The organism is Modestobacter versicolor (assembly GCF_041028285.1).
Classification (GTDB): Bacteria; Actinomycetota; Actinomycetes; order Mycobacteriales; family Geodermatophilaceae; genus Modestobacter; species Modestobacter versicolor_A.
Genome location: NZ_JABGDB010000001.1, coordinates 328,850 through 347,499 on the forward strand (window position 1 = coordinate 328,850; position 18,650 = coordinate 347,499).

At 75.0% G+C, this 18,650-nt stretch carries 19 protein-coding genes; 9 read left to right on the plus strand and 10 right to left on the minus strand.

Annotated elements, in window-relative coordinates:
• Nucleotides 1-36: 36 nt before the first annotated feature.
• From ggh to HL054_RS01745, 4 genes are all read right to left on the minus strand, one after another.
• Nucleotides 37-1,602, minus strand: coding sequence for a glucosylglycerate hydrolase (gene ggh, locus HL054_RS01730; protein ID WP_369136960.1), 1,566 nt, complete (start codon nucleotides 1,600-1,602; stop codon nucleotides 37-39).
• Nucleotides 1,603-1,713: 111 nt separating this feature from the next.
• On the minus strand, nucleotides 1,714-3,081 hold the full coding sequence (locus tag HL054_RS01735; RefSeq protein WP_369136961.1) for an APC family permease: 1,368 nt from the start codon (nucleotides 3,079-3,081) through the stop codon (nucleotides 1,714-1,716).
• 81 nt (nucleotides 3,082-3,162) lie between these two features.
• Complete coding sequence (locus HL054_RS01740; RefSeq protein ID WP_369136962.1) at nucleotides 3,163-4,194, minus strand: potassium channel family protein; 1,032 nt, start codon at nucleotides 4,192-4,194, stop codon at nucleotides 3,163-3,165.
• Nucleotides 4,195-4,260: 66 nt separating this feature from the next.
• Nucleotides 4,261-5,049: a thioesterase family protein gene (locus tag HL054_RS01745; protein WP_369136963.1), complete on the minus strand. Its 789-nt coding sequence runs from the start codon at nucleotides 5,047-5,049 to the stop codon at nucleotides 4,261-4,263.
• A gap of 82 nt (nucleotides 5,050-5,131) precedes the next feature.
• Between HL054_RS01745 and HL054_RS01750 the strand changes: the two genes are divergently transcribed.
• From HL054_RS01750 to HL054_RS01760, 3 genes are all read left to right on the plus strand, one after another.
• The gene (locus HL054_RS01750) at nucleotides 5,132-5,983 is read left to right on the plus strand and encodes a patatin-like phospholipase family protein (RefSeq protein WP_369136964.1); all 852 of its coding nucleotides are present in this window, start codon (nucleotides 5,132-5,134) and stop codon (nucleotides 5,981-5,983) included.
• 128 nt (nucleotides 5,984-6,111) lie between these two features.
• Complete coding sequence (locus HL054_RS01755; protein ID WP_369136965.1) at nucleotides 6,112-6,876, plus strand: crotonase/enoyl-CoA hydratase family protein; 765 nt, start codon at nucleotides 6,112-6,114, stop codon at nucleotides 6,874-6,876.
• A 152-nt stretch (nucleotides 6,877-7,028) separates the two neighbouring features.
• Nucleotides 7,029-8,180 (plus strand): glycerophosphodiester phosphodiesterase, encoded by a 1,152-nt coding sequence (locus tag HL054_RS01760; protein WP_369136966.1) that lies wholly within the window; start codon nucleotides 7,029-7,031, stop codon nucleotides 8,178-8,180.
• Nucleotides 8,181-8,226: 46 nt separating this feature from the next.
• On the opposite strand, the gene HL054_RS01765 is transcribed toward HL054_RS01760, so the two are convergent.
• On the minus strand, nucleotides 8,227-8,754 hold the full coding sequence (locus tag HL054_RS01765) for a MarR family winged helix-turn-helix transcriptional regulator (RefSeq protein ID WP_369136967.1): 528 nt from the start codon (nucleotides 8,752-8,754) through the stop codon (nucleotides 8,227-8,229).
• 88 nt (nucleotides 8,755-8,842) lie between these two features.
• On the opposite strand from HL054_RS01765, the gene HL054_RS01770 reads away from it, so the two are divergent.
• From HL054_RS01770 to HL054_RS01795, 6 genes are all read left to right on the plus strand, one after another.
• Nucleotides 8,843-9,400: a YceI family protein gene (locus HL054_RS01770; RefSeq protein ID WP_369136968.1), complete on the plus strand. Its 558-nt coding sequence runs from the start codon at nucleotides 8,843-8,845 to the stop codon at nucleotides 9,398-9,400.
• A gap of 183 nt (nucleotides 9,401-9,583) precedes the next feature.
• A complete protein-coding gene (locus HL054_RS01775; RefSeq protein WP_369136969.1) occupies nucleotides 9,584-10,060 on the plus strand; it encodes a MauE/DoxX family redox-associated membrane protein in 477 nt (158 codons plus the stop codon).
• Entirely contained in the window at nucleotides 10,050-10,820 is a 771-nt protein-coding gene (locus HL054_RS01780; protein ID WP_369136970.1) for a DsbA family protein, read from the plus strand. Before HL054_RS01775 ends, HL054_RS01780 begins: the two co-directional genes overlap by 11 nt.
• A gap of 22 nt (nucleotides 10,821-10,842) precedes the next feature.
• Nucleotides 10,843-11,181 carry a hypothetical protein gene (locus HL054_RS01785; protein WP_369136971.1) on the plus strand — a complete coding sequence of 113 codons (339 nt, stop codon included), beginning with the start codon at nucleotides 10,843-10,845 and terminating at the stop codon, nucleotides 11,179-11,181.
• A 206-nt stretch (nucleotides 11,182-11,387) separates the two neighbouring features.
• Nucleotides 11,388-13,277 carry a translational GTPase TypA gene (gene typA, locus HL054_RS01790; RefSeq protein WP_369136972.1) on the plus strand — a complete coding sequence of 630 codons (1,890 nt, stop codon included), beginning with the start codon at nucleotides 11,388-11,390 and terminating at the stop codon, nucleotides 13,275-13,277.
• 357 nt (nucleotides 13,278-13,634) lie between these two features.
• Nucleotides 13,635-14,120, plus strand: a complete 486-nt coding sequence (locus tag HL054_RS01795) for a DUF5994 family protein (protein ID WP_369136973.1) — start codon at nucleotides 13,635-13,637, stop codon at nucleotides 14,118-14,120.
• 58 nt (nucleotides 14,121-14,178) lie between these two features.
• On the opposite strand, the gene HL054_RS01800 is transcribed toward HL054_RS01795, so the two are convergent.
• The 5 genes from HL054_RS01800 to HL054_RS01820 form a co-directional block, all read right to left on the minus strand.
• Nucleotides 14,179-14,811 (minus strand): class I SAM-dependent methyltransferase, encoded by a 633-nt coding sequence (locus HL054_RS01800; protein WP_369136974.1) that lies wholly within the window; start codon nucleotides 14,809-14,811, stop codon nucleotides 14,179-14,181.
• A 10-nt stretch (nucleotides 14,812-14,821) separates the two neighbouring features.
• Nucleotides 14,822-15,835 carry an NAD(P)/FAD-dependent oxidoreductase gene (locus HL054_RS01805; protein WP_369136975.1) on the minus strand — a complete coding sequence of 338 codons (1,014 nt, stop codon included), beginning with the start codon at nucleotides 15,833-15,835 and terminating at the stop codon, nucleotides 14,822-14,824.
• A gap of 119 nt (nucleotides 15,836-15,954) precedes the next feature.
• Entirely contained in the window at nucleotides 15,955-16,938 is a 984-nt protein-coding gene (locus HL054_RS01810; RefSeq protein WP_369136976.1) for a sulfite exporter TauE/SafE family protein, read from the minus strand.
• A gap of 88 nt (nucleotides 16,939-17,026) precedes the next feature.
• Entirely contained in the window at nucleotides 17,027-17,122 is a 96-nt protein-coding gene (locus tag HL054_RS01815; RefSeq protein ID WP_369136977.1) for a putative leader peptide, read from the minus strand.
• 66 nt (nucleotides 17,123-17,188) lie between these two features.
• Nucleotides 17,189-18,649, minus strand: a complete 1,461-nt coding sequence (locus tag HL054_RS01820; protein WP_369136978.1) for an MFS transporter — start codon at nucleotides 18,647-18,649, stop codon at nucleotides 17,189-17,191.
• Nucleotide 18,650: the final 1 nt, after the last annotated feature.

Consider the following 18,650-nt stretch of genomic DNA (forward strand, 5'->3'; position numbering starts at 1 on the left):
CGGACGGGCGAGCGCCGGGCGGGCGCGGACCGGCGGTCAGCGCGGTCGCGGGCGGGGCCGCTCCGGCGGCTGCGGCTGCGGCTGCGGGGCGGTCGCCGGTCCGTGCCCCGGTCGGCGGCCGGCCAGGTGCCCCGGGTGCCCCGGCTGGCCCGGGGGCTGGCCGCCGACCGCGTGCGCGGACCGCTGGGCCGGGGTGATCCGGGGCAGCTCGCTGGTCAGCCAGCGCACCGGACGGCGCTGCGCCGGCCGTCGTGCCGCCAGGAAGTCCAGCGCGATCGCCGCCGTCCAGGACTGGTCCCGGCTGCCCAGCGTCTGGCCGGTCACCGGCTGGTAGTACTCGGCGAAGTCGCAGTCGACGAGCTGGGACAGGCCGGCCAGCCGCAGCTGGTTGGCCGCCTCCTGCTCGCCGGAGCGGTTGAGCGCCCAGGCCATCAGCCAGTTGAGCACCGGCCACTGCGGGCCGCGCCAGTAGGTCTGCTCGCGGAACGCCGGCGAGGCCGGGGAGACCGAGGGAACCACCGGCCAGCGCAGCCGGGAGTGCCCGCACCAGCGGGGCCCGAGCAGCAGGTCGCGCTGCCGGCGGGTGAGCGCGTCGTCCCCGCCGCACAGCAGCGGCGCGAAACCGGCCGCGCTCTCCACGTCCAGCCACGCCCCCGTCCGCAGGTCCAGGTCGCGGGCCAGCCCGGTGTCCGGGTTCACCGAGCGCAGCACGCCGGTGCGGAAGCGCCGGGCGATCGCCCGGGACTGCTCCACCCCGCCCGCGGCGCCGCCGCCGATGCCGAGCTCCTCGCCCATGTCGGCGAGCAGGTCGCTGGCCGCGGCGAGCAGCGCCGACACCAGCACGTCGCCCATCACGAAGTCGCCGGTGGCCCGGTACACCGCGTCGTCGTAGCGGGCCCGGACCTTCTGCTCCAGCAGCCACAGGTACTTGGCGTACTCGGCGTCGGTGGGGCGCTGCGAGGGGTCGGCGACGTGCGCCAGGTCGGCCCGGACGAACGGCGGCATGTCCGGCTGCGGGTGCACCCCGGCGTAGGCGGCGTCCCAGCGCGGGGAGTCGTCCATGCCGGACTCCCAGCCGTGGTGGATCTCCACCAGGCCGTAGCTGTCGGGGTCGCGGGCGGTGGCCAGGTACTGGTGCCAGGCCAGCCACTGGTCGAAGGTCTCCCGCACGAACTCCTCGGCCAGCTCCTGGTCGGCCCCGCCCCGGCGCCGGGCGTCGTGCAGGATCCGGGACAGCGCGATGACGTGGATCGGCGGCTGGCAGATGCCCGAGGTCTGCACGCCGGCCGGGCGCGCGGCGGCGACCTGGGTGCGCCAGCGCTCCGGTCCGGGGAAGTAGTCGCTGGGCTGGTGGAACAGGATGTGCGGGATCATCCCGGTCGCCCACTGCCCGGACAGCAGGCTGCGCAGCTCGCCGAGCGCGCGCGGCACCGACACGGTGGCGATGCCGAGCGCGACGAAGCCGGCGTCCCAGCTCCACATGTGCGGGTAGAGGGTCGGCGAGGCGACGGTGAAGGCGCCCCGGTCGTTGGCGCGCAGCACGTAGCCGGCCCGGCCGGACATCAGGCCGATCTCCACCGCGCTGGGCTGGGACACCGTCATCGGGTCGCTCCTCTCGCCGTCCTGCGAGCATCCTCACCCGCGCGGGGCCGCGAGCGGCGTCCGTTCACCCGAACGTCACAGGCCGGTCGTTGACGCCACCCCGACGGGCCGTCACCGCGCGGCGGGCACCTCGTCGGGCCGGCCGCTGCCGCCCCGCCACCACGGCGCCTGGGCCAGCGCGTACAGCGCGACGCCGACCAGCAGCATCAGGCCCGAGCGCAGCCAGGTGGCGCCCTCCTGCTGCCACAGCAGCAGCAGGCACGAGCCGATCGCCAGCACCGGGACGACGACCGGCGCGGTGAAGTGGTCGGCGTCCACCCGGTCCCGGCGCAGCACCAGCACCGCGACGTTCGTGCTCAGGAAGACCAGCAGCAGCAGGAGCACGACGATGTTGGCCAGGTCGCCGAGGTCGCCGACGAGGGTGAGCGCCATGGCGACCGCGGTGGTCAGCACGATCGCCACCCACGGCGTGCGCCGGCCCGGCAGCACGGCGCCCAGCGCCGGCGGCAGCAGCCGCTGCTCGGCCAGCCCGAACACCATCCGGCTGGCCATGATCATGGTGAGCAGCGCGCCGTTGGCCACGGCGACCAGCGCGACGGCGCTGAACAGCTGGTCGGGCACCCCGATGCCGGTGGCCTGCACGACCGCCAGCAGCGGCCCTGAGGACGCGGACAGCTCGTCGGCGGGCAGCACGACCGAGGCGACCAGCCCGACCGCCACGTAGACGACGCCGGCGGTCAGCAGCGCGCCGAACAGCGCCCGCGGGTACACCCGGCGGACGTCCTGGACCTCCTCGGCGACGTTCGCCGACGTCTCGAACCCGACGAAGGAGTAGTAGGCGAGGAGCGCGGCGGCCAGCACCGCGGAGCCGGCCGACACCCCCTCGGGGAACTCGACCACCCGGCCGGGGTCGCCGTCGCCGCGGCCGAGGACGATCGCGCCGAGGACGACGACGAGCACCAGCCCGGACACCTCGACGACCGTCATCACCACGTTCGCCCGGACGGACTCCTTGATCCCGCGGGCGTTGACCAGCGCGACGACCAGCAGGAACACCAGCGCGGCCGGGACGGCCGGCACGTCGAGGAACACCGACAGGTAGTCACCGGCGAAGGCCAGCGCCAGCCCGGCCGCGCTGGTGACGCCGGCGGCGAGCATGCAGAAGCCGACCAGGAACGACACGACCGGCCGGCCGAAGGCCCGCTCGGCGAAGACCGCCGACCCCCCGGCCCGCGGGTACTTGGTGACCAGCTCCGCGTAGGAGGCGGCGGTCAGCAGCGACAGCCCGAGGGCGACCAGCATCGGCACCCAGATGGCGCCGCCCGCCTCACCGGCGATCTCGCCGACGAGGGCGTAGATGCCCGCGCCGAGGACGTCGCCGAGGATGAAGACGAACAGCAGGCGGCCGCTGACCGCTCGCCGCAGTGCGGTCTCCTCCCCGTCGGCCGGGACGGTCTGCTGCTGGTCGCGCTGGTCCACCGGGCGAGTCTCGGTGGGGCGCCGGGCACCGGCAACCGGAGCGTCCCCGTCCGGGTGACCGGCGCCCGACCGGCCCGGGGGTCAGTTCAGGGTGGCGTCGTGCGCCCGGTGGGCCTTGACGACGACGAGCACGTCACCGCTCTGCAGGGTGCCGATCAGCGGGTCGTCGAAGCGGAGCTCGCGGCCGCCGCGCTGCACCGAGAGCACCACGTCGCGCAGCTGGCGGGGGCCCAGGCCCACCTCGGACTGGGAGACCGTGCGCTGCTGCAGGTCCAGCCCGCGCCCGGAGGTCAGCAGGTCCTCCACCACGTGCACCACGCCCGGCTGGTCCGGGGACAGCCCGAGCAGCCGCCCGGACGTGGCCGAGGTGGTGATGACCGAGTCGGCGCCGGACTGCCGCAGCAGGCTGGCGTTCTCCTCCTCGCGGACGCTGGCGGTGATCGGCACGCTGGGGTTGAGCTGCCGCACGGTCAGCACGATGAGCACCGCGGCGTCGTCCCGGTTGGCGGCGACGATCACCGCCCTGGCCTTCTCCACCGACGTCCGGCGGAGCACCTCGGTGCGCCCGGCGTCGCCGAGCACGCCGGTGAGGCCGGCCGAGGTGGCCTCCTCGATGGCCCGCGGGTCGGGGTCGACGACCACGATGTGGTCGGGGGCGGTACCGGTGCTGAGCAGGGCGCGGATGGCGCTGCGGCCCTTCGTCCCGTAACCGCACACGACGACGTGCTGGCGCACGCGAGACCTCCAGCGTCGGACCCGGAACTCCTCCCGCGAGCGCGCGGTCAGCGCCTCGAGGGTGGTGCCGATGAGGATGAGCAGGAACGCGATCCGCAGGGGCGTGATCACGAGGATGTTGACCAGCCGGGCACCCGGTTCGACCGGGGTGATGTCGCCGTAGCCGGTGGTGGAGAGCGTGACGGTGGCGTAGTACGTGGCGTCCAGGACGCTGATCTCGCCGCCGTTGTTGTCGACGTACCCGTTGCGGTCGAAGTAGACGATGGCCACCGTCGCGATCAGCACGACCGAGGCGATGACCACCCGCTTCCACACCTGGCGGGCCGGTGACTCCTCGGTGTGCGCGAGGTGGACGCCGCTGTGGTCGTCGCTCAGCACGCCGGCAGCTCCTCGGTCACGGGCGGACGATAGCCGCCGCGGTGCTCGGACCGCGTCCTGCCGCGCTCACCGCCGGCGGACCAGCAGCGGCTGCGCCACCTCGGCCACCACGCCGGCCGGGTCGGAGAGCACGCCGGAGCACAGCCCGAGGCCGTCGTCGGACAGCAGGGTGCGGCAGTCCAGGTGCACCCACCCACCGGCCGGCTCGCGCAGCAGCGTGGTGGTCATGCCCGGGGGGATCGACAGCCACCCGGTCAGGTCCAGCTCGGCGGAGATGCCGTTGGCGGCGTCCGCGGCCACCAGCACCCGGGCCAGCGGGGTGAGCGGCTCGCCGGCGACCAGCGGCACCCGCACCCGGGTCCACACCGCCGCCGGGCCGGGCCGGTCGGGGGAGCCGGACGTGTACCGCCAGTCCAGCGCCCGGCCGTAGCCCCAGTCGCCCAGGTGCGGCAGCAGCAGCGTCGGGGCGGCGCCCTCCTCGGGCAGCGGCGGCGGGACGACGACCGGCGTGGTCGCCGGCGGGGTGGGACCGGTCGCCAGGTGCCAGACCCGGGCCACCGCGACGGCCCGCCCGTCCACGCTCATCCGCGCCTCGGTCAGCGCGACCCGCCGCCCCGGCCGGACGGGGGAGACCTCGACGGTCAGCTCACGGCGGGGCACGGCGCCGAGGAAGTCCACCGACACCCGGCCGGCGCGCTGCCCCGGTCCGGCGGCCGCACCGGCCAGGTGCGCCAGCAGTGCCGACGGCGGTCCGCCGTGCTGGGAGTCGGTGTCCCACGGGCTCTCGGTGGCCCGGGTGGGGGCGTAGCGGCCCTCGCCCAGCGGGAGGTAGAAGGCCTCGGCGATCTCGCTCACGCGTGCATCGTCGCCGGTCGACCCGCCGGTGGCGCACGTCACCCCCCGGAGGAGCACCGCGGGTGTGCGTCAGGATGGCCCGATGAGCGAGCAGCGCACGGCCCTGGTGCTGGGCGGCGGGGGCATCACCGGGATCGCCTGGGAGATCGGCGTCATCGCCGGACTGCTCGACGCCGGCGTCGACCTGACCGGCGCCGACCTCGTCGTCGGCACCTCGGCCGGGTCGGTGGTCGGCGCCCAGCTGCGCAGCGGCGCCCCGGTGGAGGAGCTGTTCGGCAGCCAGCTGGAGCCGCCGGCCAGCGAGCGGGTCGCGCGTCTCGGCCGGGGGACGCTGGCCCGCTACGGCCTCGCGATTCTGCTGGCCCGCCGGGACGACGTCGCCTTCCGCCGCCGGGTGGGCCGGCTGGCGCGCACCGCCGCCGACACCGGCCGCACCCCGAGCGAGCAGGAGCGCCGGGAGGTGATCGGCTCCCGGCTGCGCAGCCACGAGTGGTCCGACCGGCCGCTGGTGCTCACCGCGGTCGACGCGGAGAGCGGTGAGTTCACCACCTTCACCCGCGCGTCCGGCGTCGAGCTGGCCGCCGCGGTCGCCGCGAGCTGCGCCGTCCCCGGGGTCTACCCGCCGGTGACGATCGACGGACGCCGGTACATGGACGGCGGCATGCGCTCGCCCGCGAACGCCGACCTGGCCGCCGCTTACGACCGGATCGTCGTCATCGCCCCGCTGCCCCGCGGTGCCGGGCCGATGGCCAGCGTCGACGCGCAGGTGACCGGGCTGGTCAGCCGGGTCGCCGTCGTCGCGCCCGACCAGGCGAGCCTGACCGCGATCGGCCGGAACGTGCTGGACCCGGCGGCCCGGGAGCCCTCCGCGCGGGCCGGCCGGGCGCAGGCGGCGTCGGTCGCCGACCGGGTGCGCGAGGTCTGGCACGGCTGACCCCGCACGCTCGAGCCCTGCCCACAGCGGTGGGCAGGGCTCGAGCACCGGCGGACCACCCGACCGGCACTCCACCCGACCGGCACCCCACCCGACCGGCACCCCACCCGACGAGGAGAGGACGCGCGATGACGGACCCGGTGCTCACCGAGGTGACCGACGGGGTCGGGGTGCTCACCCTGAACCGGCCGGCGGCCAGGAACGCCGTCGACCTGGCGACCACCACGGCGCTGGCCGCGGCGCTGGACGAGTTCGAGGCGCGGGACGACGTCGCCGTGCTGGTGCTCACCGGCGCCGGCGGCACGTTCTGCGCCGGCATGGACCTCAAGGCCTTCTCCCGGGGCGAGCGGCCGAGCCTGCCGGGCCGCGGCTTCGCCGGGCTGACCGAGGCGCCGCCGGCGAAGCCGCTGATCGCCGCGGTGGAGGGCTGGGCGCTGGCCGGCGGCTGCGAGCTGGCGCTGTCCGCGGACCTGGTCGTGGCCGCCCGGGACGCGCGGTTCGGCATCCCGGAGGTGAAGCGCGGCCTGGTCGCCGCCGGGGGAGGGGTGCTGCGGCTGGCCAAGACGCTGCCCTACCAGCGGGCGATGGAGATGGCACTCACCGGCGACCCGCTGCCCGCCGAGGAGGCCCACCGGTTCGGGCTGGTCAACGTGCTCACCGAGCCCGGCGGGGCGTTGGCCGGCGCCCTCGACCTGGCCGCCCGGATCACCGTGAACGGACCGCTGGCGGTGCGGGTCAGCAAGCACCTGGTCGCCGGTTCGGTGGCCTGGACCGACCGCGCGGCGCTGGACGCCCAGCGGGAGCTGGTCGGGCAGGTGCTCGCCTCGGCCGACGCCCAGGAGGGCGCCCTGGCCTTCGCCGAGAAGCGCGCCCCCGTCTGGCGCGGGGAGTGACCGCCGACGACGACATGGGTGGGGACACCCCGGGGTGAGGGCACGCTCACCGACTGTTCGGTTCCTGGACACCCCACGGCGCCCGGCCGGGGGCTGGGATCAGGGGGTGGGCCGACGGCGACGGTCGCCGCCCGAGCCCGGGGGAGCTCCCGATGAGGCGCATGTCCTGGTTGTCCGCCGCCGTGCTGACGGCCCTGCTGGCCACCTTGCTGGCCCTGGTCGTCGTCCCGAGCTCCAGCGCCACGCCACCGGGCACGCCCGACCCCGGGGCGGACGCAGCTGAGGACCTCCTGGTCATCGGCCACCGCGGGGCCTCCGGCTACCGGCCCGAGCACACCCTGGCCTCCTACGAGCTCGCCGCCCGGATGGGCGCCGACTACGTCGAGTGCGACGCCGTCAGCACCGCCGACGGGGTGCTGGTCTGCCGGCACGAGAACGAGATCTCCGGGACCACCGACGTCGCCGACCGCCCCGAGTTCGCCGACCGGCGGACCACCAGGACGGTGGACGGCGTCGAGCTGACCGGCTGGTTCACCGAGGACTTCACGCTGGACGAGCTGCGCACCCTGCGCGCGGTCGAGCGGCTGCCCGAGGTGCGGGAGGAGAACACCCTCTACGACGGGCTGTTCGCGGTGCCCACCCTGGACGAGTTCTTCGAGCTGCGGGCGGACCTGAGCGACGAGCTGGGGCGCGAGGTCGGTGCCTACGTCGAGACCAAGCACCCGACCTACTTCGACGGCATCGGGCTCTCCCTCGAGGAGCCGCTGGTGGCCGACCTGCGCGAGGCCCACCTCGACCGGCACGGCGCACCGGTGTTCCTGCAGTCGTTCGAGACGGCCAACCTGCGGGAGCTGGACGACGCGGGCGTCCGGGTGCCGCTGGTGCAGCTGCTCTCGGCCACCGGCGCCCCGGCCGACCTGGTCGCCGCCGGCGACCCGCGCACCTACGCGGACCTGTCCACCGCGGCCGGGCTGGCCGGCATCGCCGAGTACGCCGACGGCGTGGGCCCGGAGAAGGCGCAGGTCATCCCGCTGGCGGCCGACGGGACGCTGGGGGAGCCGACGTCCTTCGTGGCCGACGCGCACGCGGTCGACCTGCTGGTGCACCCGTACACGTTCCGCAACGAGAACAGCTTCCTGCCCGCCGACCTGGACGAGGGGCCCGACCCGGCGGCGTACGGCGACGCGATCGAGGAGCAGCTGCGCTTCTGGGCGGCCGGCGTCGACGGGCTGTTCACCGACAACCCGGACACCGGCGTGCTGACCCGCGCGCTGTTCCTGGAGGCCGAGCAGCCCGCAGCCTGACCCCGCGTGCGGCACCCCGTCCGGGTGGGGACGGGATGCCGGGACGTCAGGGCTGGTCGTTCAGGTGGCGCAGCAGCGTCTCGCCGACGTCGCGCAGGGCGGCGACCTGGGTGGGCGACAGCTGGTCGAACAGGTGGGTGCGGACGCTCTCCACGTGCACCGGGGCGGCCTGCTCCAGCGCGGCGAAGCCCTCGTCGGTCAGCACGGCGAGCTGGCCGCGCCCGTCCTCGGCGCAGACCTGCCGGCGCACCCAGCCGCGCTCCTCCAGCCGGGAGACGGCGTGCGAGAGCCGGCTGCGGGAGGACAGGCACCGGTCGGCCAGCTCGCTCATCCGCAGCTGCCGGCCCTCGGTCTCCGACAGCTGGACGAGGATCTCGTAGTAGGCGTGGGAGATGCCGGTCTGCTGGACCAGGTCGCTGTTGAGCCGGTCCTCCAGCAGCATCCAGCTGTACAGCCAGGCGCGCCACGCCTGCTGCTCGCCGGTGTCGAGCCAGCGGGGGGCGTCGTGCACCCTGGTCCCGGCAGCCGGGGCAGCGCCCGCCGTCCGCACCGCGGGGGACACGTCAGTCGTCATGCTGCGAGGGTACTAGCGGAATACTCAAGTCTTCAACTACGCTACGGTCCGGCGTAAGCAGTCAAACGCTCAACCACTTGGAGTCAGCATGACCACCAGCACCCAGATCCCCGGTTACGTCGTCGGCACGTGGGACATCGACGCCACGCACTCGACGGTCGGTTTCAGCGTCCGCCACATGATGGTCAGCAAGGTGCGTGGCTACTTCCGCTCCTTCTCCGGCGAGATCGTCACCGCCGCCGACCCGTCGCAGTCCACCGTGCACGCCACCGTCGACATGGACTCGATCGACACCCGGCAGGAGCAGCGGGACGCGCACATCAAGTCCGCTGACTTCTTCGACGTCGGCAACCACACCGTCATGGAGTTCCGCTCGACCGCCGTGCGCAACCACGGCGAGGACTGGGTCGTCGAGGGCGACCTGTCCATCAAGGGCATCACCAAGCCCGTCACCCTGACCCTGGAGCTCAACGGCTTCGGCCCGGACGCCTACGGCGGCACGCGCGCCGGCTTCTCCGGCAAGACCGAGATCTCCCGCAAGGAGTTCGGCGTCGACATCGACATGCCGATGGACGGCGGCGGCGTCGTCGTCGGCGACAAGATCTCCGTCGAGCTCGAGATCGAGGCCGTGCTCCGCACCGCCTGAGGAAGGACCCCGCTGCCCCCCCCACGCCTCGCGAGCTCGACGCGGGGCCCTGCAGCGGGGCCGTTCCAGCACCGCACGAGGGCCCCGGCGCACCGCGCCGGGGCCCTCGGCGTGTCCGGGACTGCCAGGCAACCCACAGGTCGGCCGGGGAACCGCAGGGGGCCGCCGCGCGACAGAACGGTCATGACGTCGCTCCGGCCCTGGGCCGCCACCGGCGCCCGGCTGCTGCTGGGCGCCGTGCTGGTCGTCGCCGGCGCGCTGAAGCTGCCCGACCCCGCGGCCGCCGAGCGGGCGGTGCGCGCCTACCGGCTGCTGCCCGAGGCGCTGGTCGGCCCCACGGCCTTCGGCCTGCCGGTGCTGGAGATCGCCGTCGGACTGGCCCTGCTCGCCGGCGTGTTCGTCCGGACGGCGGCGCTGGCGGCGGCCGCGCTGATGGTCGTGTTCCTGCTCGGGGTGGGCTCGGCCTGGGCGCGCGGGCTGCAGATCGACTGCGGCTGCTTCGGCGGTGGCGGCGAGGTCGCGGCGGGGGAGACCGGCTACCCCGGCGAGGTCGCCCGGGACGCCGCCCTGCTGCTCGTCGCACTGGCGCTGGCCCGGTGGCCCGCGTCCCGGCTCGCGCTCGGCGGGCACTCGGAGAGGGAGTTCGCAGATGTCCGGTGAGTCCAAGCGAGCGGCCGCCCGTCAGCGGATCGCCGAGAAGCGCGCCGCGGAGGCCGCCGCCCGGGCCGCCGCCGAGCGCCGGCGCCGCACCGTCGTCGGCGGGGTGACCGCGGCCCTCGTCCTGGTGCTGGTCCTGGTCGTGGTGGTCGTGGTGCAGACCCGGCGCACGTCGACGGCCCTCGACGCCGCCGCACCGGCCGGCACGGTAGCCGGCGGCACGGCCTTCGCGGTCGGCGAGGCAGACGCACCGGTCACGCTCACCGTCTACACCGACTACCAGTGCCCGGTCTGCCAGCGGTTCGAGGAGACCAACGGCGACACCCTGGACCAGCTGGTCGCCGACGGGCAGGTCCTCCTCGAGCAGCGACCGATCGCGATCCTGGACCGGTTCTCCACCACCGACTACTCCACCCGGGCGCTCAACGCCGCCGCGGTGGTCGCCGACCAGGCCGGGACCGGGGCCTTCGACCAGTTCTCCGACCTGCTGTTCGCCGACCAGCCCGCGGAGGGCGGCGCCGGGCTGTCCGACGACCAGCTGGTCGGGTACGCCGCGCAGGCCGGGGCCACCGGCGAGGCGGTCGAGCAGGGCATCCGCGACCTGCGGTTCGAGGACTGGACCGCCCAGGTCACCGAGGCGGCCAGCCGGGCCGGCGTCACCGGCACCCCGACGGTGCTCGTCGACGGGGAGCCGCTCGACAACGGCAGCCAGCTGACCCCCGAGGGCATCACCGCGGCCGTCGAGGCCGCCGCCCGCGGCTGAGCCGGCTGGGACACTGGTGGACATGTCGACCTCCACCCTCGCCCGCGTGCAGACCCGCTTCCCGTCCGCCGTGGCCGTCGCCGTCGGGCTGGCGGCCGGCTTCGGCGTCGCGCAGGGCACCGGCGTCCGGGCGCTGGGCGGGCTGGTGTTCGCCGCGGGCGGGCTGGCCGCCGGGTGGCTTTGGTACCGCCGCCGCGGCCCTGCCGTCGCCGCCGTCCTCGCCGCCGTCTACGTGGCCGCCTTCGTGCTCGCGCACGTGCTCGCCCTCGGCGTCGGCTGGCCGTCGTGGCTGGCCGTCGGGGTGGTCACGGCCGCGGCCGCCGTGCTGTCCTGGGTCGTCGCGGACCGGACGGCGTCCTGAGGCCTCGGTCCAGAGGCTCGTCCCGAGCCTGCGAGGGACGAGGGGGACCGAGGTCCTCCGAGAGTGGGGGACGGGTCACAACGGGACCGAGGACGCCCCGGCGTCCCGTACCCTGGGCGGGAAGGTCTCGGCCCGCGCGGTCGTTGACCCAGTGTCGCGCGCCGCAGCGCGCAGACCCCACGCGATCTCCTGAGGTGCCTCTCCGCATGCCCACCCGCAACGACCTGCGCAACGTGGCGATCATCGCCCACGTCGACCACGGCAAGACCACCCTGGTCGACGCCCTGCTCCGGCAGGCCGGTGCCCTCGGGCGCTCCAAGGGCGAGGGCACCGACAACGACTCGACGCAGGACCGGGTCATGGACTCCGGCGAGCTCGAGCGCGAGCGCGGGATCACGATCCTCGCCAAGAACACCGCGATCCACCTGCACGACGAGGACGGCAACCCCGTCATCGTGAACATCGTCGACACCCCGGGCCACGCCGACTTCGGTGGCGAGGTGGAGCGCGCGCTGTCCATGGTCGACGGCGTCTGCCTGCTCGTCGACGCCTCCGAGGGCCCGCTGCCGCAGACCCGCTTCGTGCTGCGCAAGGCGCTGGCCAAGGGGATGCCGGTCATCCTCGCGGTCAACAAGACCGACCGGCACGACGCCCGCATCGAGGAGGTCGTCGACGAGACCTACGAGCTCTTCCTCGAGCTGCTCGAGGACGCCGGCCTGCCCGCCGAGACCCTCGAGTTCCCGATCGTCTACTGCAACGGCCGCACCGGCCAGGCCTCGCTGAACAAGCCGGAGAACGGCACCGTCCCGGACAGCCCCGACCTCGGCCCGCTGGTCAAGACGCTGCTGGACACCGTGCCGGCGCCGGTCTACGACGCCGAGGAGCCGCTGCGCGCGCAGGTCACCAACCTCGACGCCTCGCCCTACCTCGGCCGGCTCGCGCTGCTGCGCATCCACTCCGGTGAGATGAAGAACGGCCAGCAGGTCGCCTGGTGCAAGGCCGACGGCACGATCCAGCGGGTCAAGCTCACCGAACTGCTCGTCACTGAGGGCCTCACCCGCACCTCGGCCGAGAGCGCGGGCCCCGGCGACCTGGTCGCCGTCGCCGGCATCCCGGACATCGGCATCGGGGACACCCTCGCCGACCCGAACGACCCGCGGCCGCTGCCGGCGATCACGGTCGACGAGCCGTCGATCTCGATCACCATCGGCATCAACACCAGCCCGCTGTCGGGCAAGTCGGGCAAGAAGCTCACCGCCCGGCTGATCAAGAACCGGCTGGACCAGGAGCTCGTCGGCAACGTCTCGGTGCGCATGCTGCCCACCGAGCGCCCCGACACCTGGGAGATGCAGGGCCGCGGTGAGCTCGCGCTCGCCATCCTGGTGGAGCAGCTCCGCCGCGAGGACTTCGAGCTCACCGTCGGCCGCCCGCAGGTCGTCACCAAGGAGATCGACGGCAAGCTGCACGAGCCGGTCGAGCGGGTCACGATCGACACCCCGGGCGAGTACGTCGGCACGCTGACCCAGGCGCTGGCCGTCCGGCGCGGGCGGATCGAGAACCTGGTGCACCACGACACCGGCTGGGCGCGGATGGAGTACATCGTCCCCTCGCGCGGCCTGATCGGCTTCCGCACCGAGTTCCTCACCGAGACCCGCGGCACCGGCGTGCTGAACCACAACCTCGAGGGCTACGAGCCGTGGCTGGGCGACATGCGCGCCCGCCCGACCGGCTCGCTGGTGGCCGACCGCAGCGGCGTCGCCACCACCTACTCGATGTTCTCGCTGCAGGAGCGCGGCCAGATGATGGTCGAGCCCGGCACCGAGGTCTACGAGGGCATGATCGTCGGTGAGAACTCCCGTCCGGACGACATGGACGTGAACATCACCAAGGAGAAGAAGCTCACCAACATGCGCAAGTCCACCTCCGAGGAGCTGGAGCGGCTCATCCCGCCGCGGACCCTCAACCTGGAGCAGGCGCTGGAGTTCTGCGCCGAGGACGAGTGCGTGGAGGTCACCCCCGGCTTCGTACGGGTGCGGAAGGTCGAGCTGGACCAGACCATCCGCGGCCGCTCCCGCAACCGGAAGCCCAAGCCCTGACGCCGCGCCCCTGCCGGGGCGCTGCCGCCGAACGCCGTCGTCCCACCCCGGGACGGCGGCGTTCGCCGTTCCCGGGCGCCGACCGGTCGATCATCGGCGTCCGCCCGGCCGGGACGGCGTGTCGGCCGCCGGATGCCGATGATCACGCTAATTCGGCGGGACCGATGTGGTGAGAGTTGTCGGTCGGTCACGGTCGGTGAGGACCGGCCGGGGCGGTGCGACAGCGGCGCCGCACCCCCTCGTGGCGCACCGGGGTGTCGCGCACCGGCTCGTACGTTCCGGTCGGGAGAGGTGGGCGCGGCTGGGGAAGGCCGCGCGCGCCTGGGGGAGTGAGTGCGAGAGGTGGTCGGGGAACCGATGACGGTGCAGCGGGCTGCGGGTTTCCGGAACGGCATCGACGTGCGGGTGCGGCTGCGCTCCGGTGCGCCGGCGCTGGACGTCGCGTTCGACGGCGCGTGGTGGCCGCGCAGCCGTGACCTGGGCGCCGAGCTGCCCGAGCTGGTCGCCGCGCTGGCCAAGCTCGGCGTGCGGGTCGAGCGGTTCACCTACCCGGTCGACGCCTGGGAGCACGAGGTGCAGCGCAAGGTGGTCGTCGGTGGGCGGACCGTGCGCACCGGGGCGTTCCGCAGCATGGACCAGCAGCTGGTCTCGCTGGTGGCCGACGACGGCCGGCGGATCGACCTGGTGGTGGTGCCGCCGGAGGCCGACGCGCTGACCGGGGTGCGCGCCCTGCGGCTCGCCGGGCTGCGCGAGGACTCCAGCAGCCCCCAGCGGGTGCTGGCCGCCGCCGGCTCCCGGCCCCGGCCCGAGGTCGTCCCGATCACCGGCGTCCGCGCCGGCTGACGACGCCCGCCCGGGGCCGGCCCGGCGTCCGGGCCGGCCCCGGCGGGACGTCGGCAGGTCAGCGGCGGCGGGCCCGGACGACCTCGTCGGCGGAGTGGCCGTGGCCGTGCTCGTCGTCCGCGCGCGGCCGCAGCTCGGCCACGACGACCTCCCACTCGGCCGGGTCGAGGTCGGCCACCACCTCGGTGGCGCGGGCGAAGCGGTCGGCGCCCCACCGGGCCGCCCGCTCCTCGTCGTAGGGGTGCCCCACCCAGAGCAGCGTGCCCCCCGGGGCGACGGCCGAGGCCAGCCGCGCCACGACGCGGCTCCGCTGGTCACCCGTGGGGTGCAGGAAGTGGGCGGTGACCAGGTCGTAGGCGGCCGCCGGTGGCTGCCAGCCGTCGACGTCGCCGCGCACCCACTCCACCCGTTCGGCCAGCCCGGCGGCGGCGGCGTGCTCCGCAGCGCGGGCCAGCGCGACCTCGGACCAGTCCAGTCCGGTCACCTGCCAGCCGCGGCCGGCCAGCCACAGCACGTCGCCGCCCTCGCCGCAGCCCACGTCCAGCGCCCGGCCCGGCGGGAGGTCGGCCGCCTCCGCCGTCAGCGGCGGGTTGGCCCGGCCGCTCCACAGCGCCGGGGCGTCCCGGTAGCGCTCCTCCCAGGAGGCGAGGTCGTGGCCGTTCGACGCCGGCTGGTGCTCGTGGTCGCTCACGGTGCCCTCCTCAGATCCCGTGGCGCCGGTCGCCCAGCACCATGTCGCACAGCTCGCGCTCGGTCCTCGCCGAGAACACCGCGCGGGCGGCGACCGCCCGGCGGGTGTCCTCGGTGATCAGGTCGGCGTTGATCATGGCACCGGCGTTCAGCCCCGCGGCGGCCGAGCTGATCACCTGGGCGCGCAGGTCGGTGACGTTGCCGGCCACCCACACGCCGGGGACGGCGGTGGCGCCGGAGGGGTCCGCGGGCACGGCGCTGCCGACCACGTGGCCGGCCATCTCCTGGTCCACGGCCGCGACGCCGAGGGACTCCAGCACGGCGGACCGGGCGGTGAACCGGGGCGCGACGACGACGGCCGCCCGGGGGACCACCTGCCCGGAGGCCAGCCGCACGCCGGACAGCTGCTCGCCGGCGGACTCCACGGCGACCACCTCACCGGTGACCACCGCGATCCCACGGGCCGCCAGCTGCTCCCACTCGTCGTCCGACGGCTCGGGGCCGGTGTGCAGGAAGAGGGTGACGTCGGCGCTCCACTGCCGCCACATCAGCGCCTGGTGGGCGCCGAACGGGCCGGTGGAGAGGACGCCGATCGGCTGGTCGCGCACCTCCCAGCCGTGGCAGTACGGGCAGTGCAGGACGCCGCGGCCCCACTGCTCGCGCAGCCCGCGCACCGTCGGCAGCTCGTCGACCAGCCCGGTGGTGACCAGCAGCCGGCGGGCCTGCACCGACCGGCCGTCGGCCAGGTCGACCACGAACCCGTCGGGCACCGGCCGGGCGGCCACCGCCTCGCCGGGCTCGACCTCGGCGCCGTACCCGGTGACCTCCGCGCGGCCGATGGCCGCCAGCTCGGCCGGCGGGGTGCCCTCCCGGCCCAGGTAGTTGTGCACGTGGCCGGCGGGTGCGTTGCGCGGTGCCCCGCTGTCGACCACCAGCACCGACCGGCGTGCCCGGGACAGCGTCAGTGCCCCGCTCAGCCCGGCGGCGCCCCCGCCGATGACCACGACGTCGTACTGCTGCTCCATGGCTGCTCCTCGGTTCGTCCGGCCGGTCGCCGGGTGGCGACCGCCGTGCACCGAGACTGCAGCCATGGAGCAGCCGATGACAAACATCCTTGCCAGACTGGCAAAGGTGGCCGAGACCGTCAGTCCTTCGGGGCGCTCGGCCGGCCGGCCCGGACCTCCTCGCGGAGCAGCGGGGCGACCGCGTTGGCCGGTTCGGGCTGCTGGGCTCCGGCGGCCGGGGCCTCGCTCCGCTCCACGGCGCGCTCGCGGCGGTGCTCGCGGACCGACCAGGCCACCGCGGCGGCCCAGACCAGGTAGATGACCGCGTAGACGGCGTACCGGACGCCGGCCGGGGCGCCGATCCAGTCGCTCTTCAGCAGGCTGGTCGCGTTGGTCAGCACGATCATCCCGCCCACACCGGCACCGAGCAGTCGCGGCGGGACGAAGCGGACCAGCCAGGCGGCCACCGGCGCTGCGATGAGCCCGCCGGCGAGCAGTCCGGCGACCCAGACCAGGTTGATGCCCTGGTTCCCGAGGGCGAACAGGAAGCCGAGGCTGGCGGCGACCGAGACCAGGAACTCGGACGTGTCGACCGAGCCGATCGTCTTCCGCGGGGACATCCGGCCGCTGGCCAGGATGGCCGGGGTGCTGACCGGGCCCCAGCCCCCGCCACCGGTGGCGTCGATGAAACCGGCCGTGAGGCCCAGCGGGGCGAGGAACCGCTTGCGCATCGGCTTGCCGAGCTGGCGCTTGTCGATGCCGCGCAGGGTGAACCGGGCGAGCAGGTAGACGCCGAGGCCCAGCAGGATCAACGACATCACCGGGGCGGCGACCTCGGTGGAGAGCTTCGACAGCACGGTGGCGCCGGCGAAGGCGCCGATGGCGCCCGGGACGCCGATCTTGGCGACGACCTTCCAGTCGACGTTGCCGAAGCGCCAGTGCGACAGCCCCGAGGCCAGGTTGGTGCCGATCTCGGCCAGGTGGACGGTGGCCGAAGCGGCGGCCGGGTTGGTGCCGATGGCCAGCAGCAGCGTGGTGGAGGTGACGCCGTAGCCCATGCCCAGGCTGCCGTCGACGAGCTGGGCGCCGAGGCCGGCCAGGGCGAGCAGGATCAAGGTCTTCACGTGGATGTGCTCCGGAGTTCGAGGGGGCGGGCGCGCGAGGGCGCAGCAGACCGCGGGGAACTGGGGCGCCGGACGGCGCGCGGGGAGTTCAGCAGCCGCGACAGGCGGCGGTGCTGACCCGGAGCAGGTCGACGTGCAGGCGGCTCACCAGGAGGTCGCCGGGGAGCGCGGCAGTCGTCGACACGGGTCCATGTCTACCATCCCGGTAGGGATTGTGGGCAACCGGGCCGGGATGTGCCCCACCTCTCGCTCAGCGGGCCGAGTCGGCCTTGAGCGTGTCCCGGCCGATGGTCCACCAGGCGAGGCCCCCGCCGGCGGCCATCAGCACCGCACACACCACCATCGCCGTCCGGAAGCCGTCGCTGAAGGTGGCCGGCTCGGTGTAGTCGTCCCCGGAGAGCCCGACGACGACCGGCAGCGCCGCCACCGCCAGCAGCTGGGCGGCCCGGGCCACGGCGTTGTTGACCCCGCTGGCCACCCCGGCCAGGTGGTCCGGGGCGGCGTCCAGCACGGTCGCGGTGAGCGGGGCGACCAGCAGCGCGAGGCCGACCCCGCTGACCAGCGACCCGGGCAGCACGTCGACCCAGTAGGAGCTGCCCGCCCCGACCCGGGTGAGCCACAGCACGCCGGCGGCGGCCACCAGCGGCCCCAGCGTCATCGGCAGCCGGGCGCCGACCCGCTGCGCGAAGGCGCCGGCCCGGGCCGACAGCAGGCTGAGCACCACGATCGAGGGGATCATCGCCGCCCCGGCCGCCGTGGCGCTGTAACCGAGCACGGTCTGCAGCTGGAGCACCAGGAAGAAGGAGAAGCCGCCGAGGGCGCCGTAGACGGCGAAGGTGCTCAGGTTGGCCCCGGTGAACTCCCGGTCGGCGAACACCCCGGTCGGCAGCATCGGCTCCCGGGCCCGGCGCTCGCGGACGACGAAGGCCACCCCGGCCAGCACGCCGACGATCGCCGCGACCCACACCTGCGGCCGGCCGGGTCCGTCGCCGGCGGAGATCAGCGCGTAGGTGACCCCGGCCAGGGCGAGCGCGCCCCATACCGCGCCGGGGGCGTCGAACCGGCCGGTGCGGTGCGGGTCCCGGCTCTCCGGCACGTGCCGGACGGCGACCAGCACCACGACGACGGCGAGCGGTGCGTTGACCAGGAACACCCAGCGCCAGCTCACCGCGTCGACCAGGAACCCGCCGAGGAAGGGGCCGACCAGCCCGGCCACCCCGCCGAAGGCCGACCAGGCACCGATCGCCCGCGGCCGGTCGGCGTGCGGGAAGGAGGACTGGATGATCGCCAGGCTGCCCGGGGTGAGCAGCGCCCCGCCGATGCCCTGCAGCACCCGCATCGCCACCAACTGGCCGGTGGTCTGGGCCAGCCCGCAGCCCAGCGAGGCGGCGGCGAACCACACGGTGCCGACGACGAACACCCGGCGCCGGCCGTACCGGTCGCCCAGCGCGCCGCCGAGCAGGATCAGCGAGGCCAGCGCGAGGGTGTAGCCGCTGAGGGTCCACTGCAGGCCGGCCAGCCCGGCGCCCAGGTCGCGGCCGATGGCCGGCAGCGCGACGTTGACCGCGCTGGCGTCCAGCATCGCCATGCCGGAGGCGAGCACCGTCGCCAGCAGCACCCACCGCCCGGGGGCGGTGCCGAGCCGCACGGGTTCGACGGCGACCGGGCCGACCGGGTCGGGCTCCGTCCCCTCGGTCGGGGACGCGGTCATG